The following is a 13072-nucleotide window of genomic DNA, read 5'->3' as shown; positions in this document are numbered from 1 at the left end:
GTTCTGAACATGCTTTAGTGTAAATGGAATAACCATCCATAATTTTGGTAATACTTTTACTGTAGCATAAACAGGGCAACGCTGAGGAGCGACCCACGCTTGCTACGGCTTATACGGTAAAACAGCGGGCTTATTGTTCGCTGTTTTTCATTTTACCGGTAAGCCCAAAGCGTATAAACCTCGGGGGTATGGGGGCAGAGCCCCCATGCGGCTTTTAAGCTGCAAATCTATCTGCAAAGAAAATCATAATCTGGCTGTACGCCATTGCCCAATTCCGCACCGGCATGGTCCACTTTTTGGCTATTTCTTTGACCGATAGGAAAACAACCTTTCTTATCGAGTCGTCAGTGGGGAAAATCGCCTTTGCTTTCGTGAATTTTCGCACCATTCTATGGTATGCCTCTACTGCATTCGTCGTGTAGATTAGATGACGGATCTGCTCGGGATAGTTGAAAAACGTAGTAAGTTCAGCCCAATTTGTGTCCCAAGACCGCATAATTGACGGATATTTATTATCCCATTTTTCCCGAAACTCCTCTTTTGCATACTCCGCGTCGTCAAGATTTACCGCGCCGTAAATTTTCTTGAGATCAGCACAGATTTCCTTTCTGTCCTTGTATTGCACAAACTTAGTAGAATTGCGAATTTGGTGCACTATGCATAACTGTTGCTTGGTCTTTGGAAATACTGCGTTTATGGCTTCTCCAAGCCCTTTCAGGTTATCATGGCAAGCAATAAAAATGTCTGTAACGCCACGTTTTTTAAGGTCGGAGCAAATACTTGCGTAAAATGAAGCGCCCTCGTTCTCGCTTAGCCAAATCCCTAATATATCTTTCTGCCCGTTCATATCAATGCCCAGAACCGAATAGACACACTTGTTGATAATTTGGCTGTCTTTACGGCTTTTGAACACAATGCCGTCAAAGTAAATTATCGGGTAAATCTCTTCCAACGGGCGGTTTTGCCACTCGTTTACTTCCGGCAGAATTTTATCTGTGATCTTTGAAATCAAGGTTTGCGAGATGTCCGCCCCGTATATCTCGCGCAGGTTATCCTCTATGTCACGCTGCGACATACCTTTAGAGTACATCGCCATTATCTTCTGCTCAATTTCATCGGTTCGGGTTTGTCGCTTGCCAAGGAGTCTTGGTTCAAATTCACCATTACGATCACGGGGTATGGCGATTTCGCTTTCACCGTAATCGCTGATAATGTTCTTGTGATTGTAACCATTGCGCGAATTACCGCTGTTGTTGCCCTCTACCGAATGCTTTTCATAGCCTAAATGTTCATCCATCTCGGCTTCTAGCATCTGTTCAATTGTACCGGCGAACAGCCGTTTTAGCTTTGTCTGTATATCACCCGTGCTTTGGCAATCTTGCATTAGCAGACTTACCAGTTCCATTTCTTTGTCCGTGAGTATGTTCTTTGCTCTTTTCACGCTATAACCTCCATTTATTTTTATTTTCCATATGGAGATTATTGCCATTTACACGGGTGCTTATTCAGCCTCCCAGACATTGAGCTTTGCAAAGAGTGGCTTATCGTGTTTCATTTTAGGCCTCATTTTACACAAAGTTATGGACATACCCCCATTATACAATCCCGACCGTCTAATTTTATAGTACTAAGCTTGTAAAATACTCTGTCTAACGACTTTATTACGTCCATCTTTCTTAGCTTGATATAGTGCTTTGTCTGCCGCATTAATCAGTTCATCAGGACGCATACTATCATTAGGGATTACCGCTGCCACACCTAAGCTAACTGTTATCACTGAATCTACCGCCTCATTTTTAATTGCCAAGCTCTTTATTTTCTTTCGGATATCTTCAGCAACGATTGCTGCACCCTCTTCTGTAGTATTTAACAACATAACTATAAATTCCTCGCCACCAAAGCGTGCCACCATATCTCCCTTTCTTTTAATAACACTTTTTATTGCCGCAGCAACGCTTTTTAGGCATTCATCTCCAGCTAAATGCCCGTATGTGTCGTTAACGAGTTTAAAATTATCTATGTCTATCATAATTAATGCCAAAGACTGCCTTTCTCTCATACTTATTCCCCATGTCATTTGAAAAGTAGCATCAAAACATCTTCGATTTGAAATAGCGGTAAGCTTATCAACCATTGAAATTTTTTCTAATTCCGCATTCGCTTTTCGAAGCAATTCATTGGCATCATGCAATTCTTGAGTTCTTTGCTTAACTTCAGATTCTAGTTTTTTACTCAATTTTTTAAATTTAATAACCCAATACAGTGAAACAAGCAAAATTAAAGCCAGAAATGATATCACCGAGTAGAGTAAAGTGCTCTTTAAACTTTCTTCTGTTAGATAGATCACTCTTTTCCCTTTCCATTTACTAAGTATATCAGCGATTGTTCCATCTTCATTTATTTCTTTTAGACCGCTATTTATATGGCTAAGTAGCTCTTTATTGCCTTTTTTTACAGCTATTCGTGAATACTGTGTTTCAATGGGCTCATTCAAAATTTGTATACCTTTTATTCCGCTTTGCGCTAATTCGTATTCACCAATCCACCTATCAACTACAATTGCATCTATTTCACCAGTTGCAACCTTTAGGAATCCTGTTTTCCAGTCAGAAATTAGCTCAATGTTTATTCCACCGTGCTTCTGCAATAAAGCAAATGGGTAGCCTCCGCTCTCAACTCCAACTAATTTATTCTTTAAGTCATCGACGTTTTCAATACTTGGATTACCGTTTTTAATGAATATAGAGAATTCGGATTTCAGCAGTTCATCAGAAAAATCATATAACTTTTCTCGTTCAGGATTCGGGTTTATCTGAAGTAGTGCGTCAGCTTCTCCCAGCAGCACCATGCGTTGAGCTTCATCCCAATTAATCGCCCTCACTTCAATTCCACAGCCCATTTTTTTGCCAAGCTCTTTAGCAATATCAACTACCACGCCTTTGGCTGTTCCTTTTTCATTGTAAATAATGGGAGCAATCTTTTCGTTACCTAAGAAAACAATCGTTTTTGAATTGTCAAAATGCTCATTTGCAAAAACATTAACAGTTCCCAATGAGAGTAGCAATGCTACCGCTATAAGCAAAACGCGAGAAGAAATTATTATATTATACTTGCTTCCCTTATCTATCATTTCAAAGCTCCTAATAAAAATCAGAAATCTCCACTTATATTCATGCAGAGCTTAATACCCACAGCAGAAGCCCTCGAGAAACTCAAAAGCATCATCTTCATTAAGCGGTTTGCTAATGAAATAACCCTGAATGTTATCGCAGCCATGTTCTTTCAAATACTGCAGCTGGCATTTATGCTCAACTCCTTCAGCAATTGCGCAATGCCCAAGTTTATGTGCCATTGAAATGATATCGCTTGTTATAGCTTTATCCGGGTCTGTATCTAACAGCTTATCAATAAAATATTTGTCAACTTTAAGGTAATCAACTTTTAACTCCTTTTCTCTGGCCAGGGATGAATAGCCTGTCCCAAAGTCGTCTATAGCTATGCGCAGCCCGTAGTCTTTAAGTTTATCTATAATATGATTGATTATTTCATAATCTGAAATAAAGGCCGATTCCGTAATTTCAATGCAGATATTCTCCGGGTTAACCTGCATTGCAGTTATCATTTCAAACAACCTGCTTGTAAAGTCGGGTCTCAACAGCTGAAAAACAGAAACATTAATTGAAACACTTATTGTGACATATCCATGCTCCTTGAGCTTATTTAAAAAATAAAATGCGCCGGCAATCACTTTATCGCCGATCTGAATAATACATTTGGTTTTCTCGGCTATCGGAATGAATTCAACAGGCGAAACCAATCCAAGTTTTTGTGTTTTTAATCTAGCCAGAACTTCAAAACAGCAAATTGAACCCTTTTTTAAATTCAAAATCGGCTGATACTGCAAAAACAGTTCATCATTGGAATCATCGTCCGCTACTATTGCGAAAAGAGCTTCCATTATGTCTCTTTCGCGATTTATCAGGGATTCCAGCTCCTCGTCGTAAAAGCAAGCTTTAAAGTTTCCTCCTTCAGACATATTGATAGACTTTTCCGACGCTATCAGGAGCCTTCTCATAAGTAAATCTAGATCGAATTTATCTTGGTTCTCATCAATTTCAAGAATCCCAATCCCACCGCCCATTCTTTCTGCTGCAAACAAGGATTCCAAACCGTACTCAATTGTTTTACTGAAATCATCCAACTCTTTTTTATCTTTGTAGTCTGCGAGATAGAAGAGAAATCGATTTTCAGCTGTTTGGAATAAAAGACGATTATCAGTGCAATACCGGCTAAGGGCCTCAGCGGCTTGTTTTATTAGATCCTGTGTGTAAAGAAAGCCAAAATTAGCTGTTAACAACTGAACTGTACTTAGATTAATACCAATAAGTGCTCTTTTTGACCTTTTCTTTTGTTTGGTGTCATTTTTCAATCGAGCCTCCAAATAATCGCGATTATATAAGCCTGTCAACCTGTTGTGTTCATTAATGTATCTAAGTTCGTTTTCAATTTGCTTTCTGTCCGAGATATCCTTAATAAAGCATATGTGCTCAAAACCGATTTTGCCCGGTGGAGCAAGGGCCGCGACGATCATATATACCCATACAATCGACCCTTTAGGCTTTATAAATCGTTTTTCCATTGTATAACTTTTGATCTCACCGGCTTGCAGTTTTCTGAAATTAACTAAATCTTCTTCCAAATCATCGGGATGCGTAATCTTTGCCCAGCCTAATTTAATAAGCTCTTCTTTTGTTCTGCCTGTAATCTGCTCAAACATTGAGTTAATTTTTACTATGGTATCACTGGAGTGTTCCGGCTCAATGCCAAGTGAAATTGCAATACCGATAAGAGACTGCTCGAAAATCATATCAAAGTTAAATGCCTGTTCATCCAAATTTTGCTCCAGTTCTTGCTTAGCACGCAGCAGTGCAACGTGAACATCTATCCTGGCCTTCAACGACTCGAATTGAATTGGTTTACGGATATAGTCAACAGCACCAAGCTTCAATCCCTTTATTTCATTGTCCAATTCATCATTATTTGTCAATATTATCGTGCGCAGCTTACTAAACCGCTCATTCTTTTTTAGGGATTCAAGAACCTGAAACCCATTCATATTAGGCATATTTAGAACAAGTATGAGCAAGTTAATCCCGTCATGCTCCTCAAGCGCTTGCATGGCTTCCACACCGTCACAAGCAGTCAATATGCAATATTCACTTAGCATGTTTTTGATGATCAATCTGTCGGATGCAGAATCGTCAACTACCAAAATCTTAATTATCATTGTTGGCCCTCCTTCTTCAGACCACCCTCACTCCTGGTTTCCCAGGAGACTATTTTAATTCCTCAAGACAAAGTACGAATAATAGGACCGTAATCAATATCGGTATCCAATTCGAGCCATTTGTTGTTGATGGCAAGTTTTTCACCCTCGGTTATGGTATCCATAGCTTTATTAAAGATGCTTACCAGTTCAGGGCAGTCTTTTCGAACAGCAAAATATAAGGCTTGCTGTTTTTCAGCCTCAAACGATACAAATCTGAGATTCGTCATCCCGTTTGCACGTATGAGGTAATTTGTTGTGGCGAGGTTTCCGATAAAAGCTTTTTCTGTCCCCGTCGCTACAGCCGCTAGTGCGGCTTCGACAGATTCATAAAGACTGAGATTTATATTCGGATAAGACAATAAATAGCTGTGATGCGAACTATTGCGCTGCACAGCTACAGTGAGTCCTTCCAAGTCGTCTATACCCGATATCTGGGTATCCATATCACGGGTTACAATGACTCTTTTATAGTAGTAATAAGGCTCGGAAAAGAGGAAGTGTTCTTCTCTTTCATTTGTTTTGCCAATAGCAGGTAATGCGTCAACATCACCCGCCAGCGCCATATCGTAAGCTTCGGGCCAGGTCAAGCCTTTTACAACCTCAAATTGCAACCCGGTCTTTTCGCTAATCAGGGCAAGATAGTCTGCAGCAATACCTTTGTATTCTCCATCATCATCAATAAATTCAAATGGCACAAATCCAGGGTCCACCCCAAGTCGAATAACAGGATGTTCGTTCATAAAAGAAAGTTCATCCTCAGTCCAGTTGATGCTATTGCCGGTAGAAAAGCAGGGTGTTGCTATAACCGGCATTATAATGACCAGGAAAATAAATAATGCAATAATTCTTCTCATTTGTATACTCATTCTCCTTATGCTTTAATGGCAACAAATGTCCCCGCTATAAACAAACCATTATAAGAAACAAAATCAATTTATTTAAATATACAACAAAAATATTGTATTTTCCTTTGAAAATGCAATAATAATGTTAACTCATTCCAGATTAGAGAAAATTTTTAGTTGGAGCGGATTTGTTATTTTGTTAACCCTCACCAGGCACATAAATAATAAGCGAGTAAAATACTACACGATAAAAAAAAGACCACCTTGAGGAAGCCCTGCAAGCCTGTCTGACTGTGACCGGAGTATATAGAGATAAAGCCTATTTCCGGCCCGATATCCCTAATCTGATATTACAGTAGGCTTACTTGATATGTATGCGCCGTACTTTGTGCTGAAAGCGGATCCAATAAAAAGATGCAGAGCATTTGATTATAATTTATCTGCAGGAAAATGCAACCATTTGTTGAAACAAGACACATAATAATAAATATTTGTAGGTGAGCGTATGGCTGCGCGAATTGTTCGCCAGGACGAAGCCATCCGGGAAGAGTTTCGCAAAAGAATACTGGCTAAAGTCCAGGCAGAGAAGGACTCCATGAAACAGCGTATTGATAATAATGTCCCCTCTTTTATATCCTGGGCTGTTAAACCGCTGGCGGGCATGGCTTTTGACATACAAAGGAATAAAGATAACAACAAGGGCGAAGGCGGAGAGTTGAACGTGGGCATCCATCTTCGCCTTGTGCTTTCTAAAGAATGGATTTTAATGAATGATGTGGTGGTGGAGCCTGAACCGGAGGTTTTTGCCCAGACAGATCATATAGTTATCGGGCCGCCCGGTATGTTTGTCATCGAAACAAAGGCTTGGGACGGTGCCTTTACCGGTTACAAGGACCGGTGGAAGCGTAGAGAGGGTAATAAATGGGTCTCCTGCCACAGCCCTACCAAACAAAATCTCAGGCATGTAAAGCTGCTCAGGAAGTGGTTGGAGCAGACCGGCATGTTCAATTTATCTTTTCCTGCGGTGCAGTGGATAAAGCCCGTTGTGGTTTTTACCAGGGCGTCCTGGTTAAAGACCACTGATTGCTCCATGCCGGTGCTGGACGGAGCGTTTGGCCTTGCTTTTTATTTAAGGAAGCATAAAGAGGTGCTTTTAAACGCGGAACAAATTGAAAAGATTTCTTTGCTGCTGGCTTACCCGCAACTGCGAAATATGCAGCCGGCCCAACAGGAGACTGCCGTGTCCGGTGAAAAGCAGGCATCTGAGATCAGAACGGACGGGCAAAGCAGTATGGTAAGAGAAAAAACAAGTTCAGCAGGTACACCGGCGACCGGTAGCAATAAAAACTTAGCCACTGCCGAGGGAACCGGGGTTGAATTGGAAACCGGGCGTACCAAGAATGGCCGGGATTACGTGCGTGTTTTTGGCAATAAAGTTGATGCCGAAACGGTCAGACAAAAATATATCTCTGTGGGTCGAGAAGCCGGACCGGTGAACCGGGACAAGTACCGCCAGGGTGTGTGGTATTTTTATTTAACTAATGAAGTAAAGTGAGGCGGTTTGATGATTATTGACCGGGAGCGGGACACCGGACCAACCAAGGCTAAAGAAGTCTACACAGGCTGATAAAGGATTAAACCCCGCTTGTTTAGTAAAATCAAAGTTGAGGTTTTTATAAATGAAGTTTATAGGCATAGACATAGCCTGGAAAATTGAAACTAACCCAAGTTGCCAAGATGTGCGGTTACAGTGATTGATGAACAGTCCAATATCCTGGGCAATTGTATAGTAAAGACCGATGACGAAATTTTAGAATATGTCCTGGGACAAGATGACGAAGATGGCATTATAGTAGGCATTGATGCACCGCTGATTATTCCGACATGGGTAACCAAACAACGGCCGTGTGAGATTGTTATGGGTAAACTTGATTTGCCGGCTTATCCCGCAAACAGAAATTTGTTTAACCAACAGTACAATGGAGTGCGCGGAGAACACCTGGTTAGCCTTTTCGAATCCAAGATACCGGGAATGCATTTTGTAGATTCACTAAACCCACGCATGCCCGTCCGGGCGATAATGGAGATTTACCCCTATGCCACACTTAAGTATTTGTATTGGGAAATATCTCGGCAAGGACTCTTGACGCTAAAGGAATTTAAAACTGAATTTAATAAGATAAAGGTGCCTAAATACAAGGGCTGTAAGGTGAATAAAGACAAGCGAATTAACGGGTTGGAACATAACATTCAGCTAATTAGAAGGTTTATAAAGCTCCGTGATGGTATTGTATTTAGTCCTACTTTAACCACGGAAAATTTTAATGTGTTGCACCCGGATTTAAATATCGGCATGACGGTCAACGAACTTGAGCAAGTCTCGGATTACCTTGACTCAGCAGCTGCTGCCTATACTGTGTGGCGGTATTGGCTGTATGGGGATGCCCAAAGTATTGTAGTTGGCAACAAGAATGACGGTTACATATTGATACCTGCTGATGAACATATAAAAGCAAGGCTTACTACAATTATAAATACCGTTAGTCTGTGTAATGTCACTAAAAAATGAAGCTAAACGATCAAGTATGAGGAGGTATACTTAAACGAGTACATCAGTCCCCGAGAAGCCAGACAAAGAATTGCCCGCTATCTAAACTTTTATAAAATTATCGCCGTCCTCACCAAGCACTGGATTACGAGACGCCTGCAGAATTCTACATGAAACCCTGCCAAAAATATACAAAAAATATACAAAAAAAGGTGGCTACCACCAGGGATATTGTTACAAATATAAATATGGATGGTTAATAATCCCAACAACTTGACTGTTAACAAGCCAACCTAATATATGTTGGGCTCTTAAATTTATCAAAAAACTGTCTTGACAATGGGGTCCACCTTGGACACTGCGGAGTATATGTCAATGACGGGGAGGTCTGCCGGGTCAGGTTAAGCTTTAACCCGGCGGTGGCGAACCGGGTTAAAATCTGATTTACCACCCTTCGCAGGTTATTGAAGCGGAGCTGCCTGACGGCGGTGTGGTGATCTCCTTCGAGATTAGCGGTATGGCCAAGATGAAAACATGGATCATGCAGTGGGGCGAGATGGTGGAAGTGCTTAAACCGGACTGACTGAAAGTTGATATTTGCGAGTATGCCAGGCTGGTGTTGGCGGTATATGAAAAATAATTGTTAAGTCTTCTATATAAACAGGGGGTATTTTAATGGATGATATGATTGTGACCAACAAAAATGCTGGTACCGTTCAAATTATAAAAGGAAAAAATCCGCAACAGTTATACGAACATCAAGTTGATGCAATTGCTGCTTTGAATAAAATAGACACCCGGGATTCCTTCAGCACACTTGTTGTGTTGCCAACAGGCGGGGGCAAGACCAGGACGGCCGCTACGTGGCTGTTAAGTAATGCCGTGGATAAAGACAAAAAAGTTTTGTGGGTGGCACACCGGCATCTACTTTTAGAACAAGCTGCGGAAGCATTTTGTAAAAACGCTTATTCCGAAAAGATGATTTATACGCGAAGCTTTACATACCGCATAGTTTCGGGAAAGCATGACAAGCCTATACACATTAAAGCTAACGATAAGGTGCTTATCGTTAGTAAGGACAGCATCATTAGAAACCTTGACATGCTAGATAAATGGTTGAAAGATGAAAAAGAAATTTACCTTGTTATTGATGAGGCGCATCATGCGACAGCCAAGTCTTATCAAAAAATTATTAATTATGTCAAAAGTAAAAAATTAAATATTAAAATACTGGGGCTTACTGCCACGCCTTTTCGCACATCAGAGCAGGAAAAGGGACTGCTCAAGCAGGTTTTTTCCGATGATATCCTATATAAGGTTGATTTAGACACATTGATAAAAAGAGGTATTCTCTCAACGCCTATATGTGAAAGTTGTGATACAGATGTGATTATGGGCGATAAATTAGGCCTTAAAGCAATAAAAAGTATTGAACAATTGGATATTATTCCTGAAGATATTGCCGCTACGATTGCTGAGAATAAAGAGCGCAATCGTTTCATTGTGAAAACGTATTTCGATAATTACTCAAAATACGGTCAAACCATTGTATTTGCTCTAAACAGAATTCATGCCTTTGCTTTAAAAGCGTTATTTGAGAATTACGATAAAAAACTCGGAATCAAAGCGGGAGTTATTGTTTCCGGGACTACTGCTGAATTTATTGGGATAGATATTTCAAATGAAGAGAACTAAAGGCAAATTGAGGCATTCAGCAAAGGAGAAATTCAGGTTCTCATCAATGTAAATATACTGACCGAGGGTGTAGACCTACCTAAAACTCAGACGGTATTTCTTACGCGTCCGACTGTTTCAGCTGTTTTAATGACCCAGATGATCGGTCGAGCCTTGCGGGGTGAAAAGGCTGGCGGCACAAAGGATGCCTATATTGTTAGTTTTGTAGACAACTGGAACAATAAAATAGCGTGGGTAAATCCCGAAAAACTGATCGATGGTGAAGGATCTTTCATAGATAAAAATTATGATCATAAAAAAAGGATGCTCCGCATCATATCTATCGAAAAACTTGAAGAGTTTGCCGGAATAGTCAATGAAACTATAGACACTACTCGATTGGAAAGTATTGATTTTATCAAAAGAGTGCCACTTGGAATGTACGTTTTTACATTTATAGATGAAAACAGCTTAGAGCATAATCATCAAATTCTCGTCTATGACAGCACAAAAGCTCAGTATGAGGAATTAATCAAGGCTTTGCCTGCGCTTTTTGCAGACTACGGTATCGAAGAAGAGTTTATTGATGCAAAACAGCTTACGGAGCTGCTGGACAGGTGCAGGGATACTTATTTCGATGATGATATGATACCACCTTATAATATGCGTGATATTGAGTATCTTCTCAAGTACTATGCCCAAAAAGGTTCAGACCCGCTGTTCGTACCGTTTGAGGAAATTGACAGAAGAAAAGTAGACCTGGCCGTTATCGCAAAAGAAATAGTTGATAAAGATATGCGGCGCTCGGAACAAAATGCATATATAAATTATTTGTGGGATGATGAAACCAGTTTAATCAAGGTGTATTTTGGAAATAAATATTTCTTCAAAAGGCAGCTTGAAATAGAGATAGACAAAATTCTGGGCGAATTTGAATATAACACTGATAAGGAAAATGTTACTGGCGAAGAAAGAGAAATTTCAGCATTGTCGTTACATGAAATCTTCAAACAATTCCCTGCCTTTGGGAAAAAACTGAGGTCAAAGGTATTCGAAAAAGGCAAGACGACCTCTGGACAATACAAATGTGCCATATGTGGCAAGACATCTCCACATAAAGCGCTGTTCCAGATTGACCACATTTTACCCATGTCAAAAGGAGGACTTACTAAGGAGGATAACTTACAGCTGCTTTGCCGGACCTGTAACCTGAAAAAAGGTGATAAGCTGTGAAATATTTTTATACCCCAAACGATTTAGCTGTATATTTTATAATGTCTGACCTGACAGTATCGGATGAAAGAAAAGTAATTAATGAACTATGGGAGCAGCAAAATGCTACCATCTGGCCTAAATACAGAACAAGCAAGGCACATTTTAAGCATTCTATTTACAATGAACTAAATAAATACGATATTACGTATGACGAGTTGGACGAGCTTAATATTTTATTGCAGGACTTGGATGCGTCCTACAATATTGATGGCACTATCAACGAGCAAGGCGTTATTGAAAGCTTTTTCAAAATCATTAAGCTGCAGCTCACCTATACACCAAATAAGGGATACCGAAAAATTAAATTTAGAAACCTTATTGGCGTCTTTGGCTATAGAAGAAGATCTGCACAGCTAGTTGAATATATTGAAAAGACGCTTAGAAACTTAGGACTTGTGGCTAATTTAAGAGGTTTTGCGCCGTGTAATATTACTGAAATTAAGCTGGACGACACAATAATAATCAGGCTAAAGCGATAAATACTTTAATGGCTACGGTGCATAAATTTTTATGAACTGTAGCCATTAAATACTTGTTTAGATATTATCTTAATGATATTGTAGCAAATCATTTTGACCAAGGCTGGCGAAAGAAGCAGCCGGGCGCATTTATTCACGCAACCCTTTTTTTAAAATTCTACCTTGTTTTTCTGTTGACACAAAGGAACCGTCCGAGATCACTGAAAAAGTACCCTTTTTAAGCCGCCTCAGAGCCTGCCTTAAACATATATTGTAAATTAATCAGCAACCAACGGTCTGAAAAATACAAAAAAAGCGCATCAAAACCTTTTTAAGCGGATACCATATTGGCTATCCGCTTCAGGTTTACCGCCAGGACCGTTAATTTTGCCTGAATGCGCACACTTTTTAGACCGTAGCCTTTGGCTCGGTCCAATCCATGAAATCTTTTTAATTCTGCATTTTTGGGTTCGATTTTCGCTCGCTTGCGATACTCATCAAGGAATTCCCGGGTTTTTGCTCTTTGACTATACTCATATAATTCAGGAGTATTTACACTGACTCTCAGTAGTCTAGCTATTCTCGTACTTTTGCCTATGCATTCAGCCCGGTGAGAACAATTACGGCAGCGCTCACGCTCAAAGCTGTATTCCAACAACTTCTCTTTCTTGCCATTTCGTTCACGGGTTTTGGCTTTTACTTTTACCGTTTCATTTCCCATGACACAAAACCATTGGTCACTGTCTTTGTTGTAGCTGAACAAATCTTCATCTATTTTATAAGCACTGGCGCTTACCGGTATATAGGCTGAGGCTTCTTTTTCCTTAATCAGATTAAGGATGTCGGGCCGGAAATAGGCTTTATCTCCATATACTCCGGTCACGGTCAGACCGGCTTTTAGGGCTTCCTCAAGGTGGTCTTTAAAATTGCTGCCATCAACATA

Annotated in this window: 10 protein-coding genes and 2 pseudogenes; 7 read left to right on the top strand and 5 right to left on the bottom strand. The window is 40.2% G+C overall.

The annotated features are described in order from the left end of the window. Positions 1–214: 214 nt before the first annotated feature. The 4 genes from SPSYN_RS14425 to SPSYN_RS14410 form a co-directional block, all read right to left on the bottom strand. A complete protein-coding gene (locus tag SPSYN_RS14425) occupies positions 215–1405 on the bottom strand; it encodes an IS256 family transposase (protein ID WP_161823225.1) in 1191 nt (396 codons plus the stop codon). A 222-nt stretch (positions 1406–1627) separates the two neighbouring features. Next, positions 1628–3130, bottom strand: a complete 1503-nt coding sequence (locus SPSYN_RS14420; RefSeq protein ID WP_161823186.1) for a diguanylate cyclase — start codon at positions 3128–3130, stop codon at positions 1628–1630. Between the two features lie 51 nt (positions 3131–3181). Further along, positions 3182–5287, bottom strand: coding sequence for a two-component system response regulator (locus SPSYN_RS14415; protein WP_161823185.1), 2106 nt, complete (start codon positions 5285–5287; stop codon positions 3182–3184). Between the two features lie 62 nt (positions 5288–5349). Continuing rightward, complete coding sequence (locus SPSYN_RS14410; protein ID WP_161823184.1) at positions 5350–6183, bottom strand: transporter substrate-binding domain-containing protein; 834 nt, start codon at positions 6181–6183, stop codon at positions 5350–5352. Between the two features lie 496 nt (positions 6184–6679). Here SPSYN_RS14410 and SPSYN_RS14405 point away from each other — a divergent pair, with 496 nt between their 5' ends. The 7 genes and pseudogenes from SPSYN_RS14405 to SPSYN_RS14385 all read left to right on the top strand — a co-directional run bounded on the left by SPSYN_RS14405 (position 6680) and on the right by SPSYN_RS14385 (position 12150). After that, positions 6680–7729: a nuclease-related domain-containing protein gene (locus SPSYN_RS14405; RefSeq protein WP_161823183.1), complete on the top strand. Its 1050-nt coding sequence runs from the start codon at positions 6680–6682 to the stop codon at positions 7727–7729. Positions 7730–7924: 195 nt separating this feature from the next. Further along, positions 7925–8743, top strand: a complete 819-nt coding sequence (locus tag SPSYN_RS14400) for a DUF429 domain-containing protein (protein ID WP_161823182.1) — start codon at positions 7925–7927, stop codon at positions 8741–8743. A 6-nt stretch (positions 8744–8749) separates the two neighbouring features. After that, positions 8750–8892 (top strand): annotated as a pseudogene (locus tag SPSYN_RS16100) (integrase core domain-containing protein); the annotation flags it as partial. A 269-nt stretch (positions 8893–9161) separates the two neighbouring features. Further along, positions 9162–9305, top strand: a complete 144-nt coding sequence (locus SPSYN_RS16510) for a WCX domain-containing protein (RefSeq protein ID WP_423828296.1) — start codon at positions 9162–9164, stop codon at positions 9303–9305. A 92-nt stretch (positions 9306–9397) separates the two neighbouring features. Then, a complete protein-coding gene (locus SPSYN_RS15805; protein WP_243153070.1) occupies positions 9398–10417 on the top strand; it encodes a DEAD/DEAH box helicase in 1020 nt (339 codons plus the stop codon). A gap of 6 nt (positions 10418–10423) precedes the next feature. Next, entirely contained in the window at positions 10424–11629 is a 1206-nt protein-coding gene (locus tag SPSYN_RS15800; RefSeq protein WP_279279322.1) for an HNH endonuclease, read from the top strand. Further along, complete coding sequence (locus tag SPSYN_RS14385; RefSeq protein WP_161823181.1) at positions 11626–12150, top strand: hypothetical protein; 525 nt, start codon at positions 11626–11628, stop codon at positions 12148–12150. Before SPSYN_RS15800 ends, SPSYN_RS14385 begins: the two co-directional genes overlap by 4 nt. A gap of 313 nt (positions 12151–12463) precedes the next feature. On the opposite strand, the pseudogene SPSYN_RS14380 reads toward SPSYN_RS14385, so the two are convergent. After that, a pseudogene (locus tag SPSYN_RS14380) lies at positions 12464–13072 on the bottom strand (transposase); the annotation flags it as partial.

The organism is Sporotomaculum syntrophicum (assembly GCF_009932395.1).
Taxonomy (GTDB): domain Bacteria; phylum Bacillota; class Desulfotomaculia; order Desulfotomaculales; family Desulfallaceae; genus Sporotomaculum; species Sporotomaculum syntrophicum.
The sequence above is the reverse complement of the archived record's forward strand: the minus strand, read 5'-3'. Positions and strand labels throughout refer to the sequence as shown.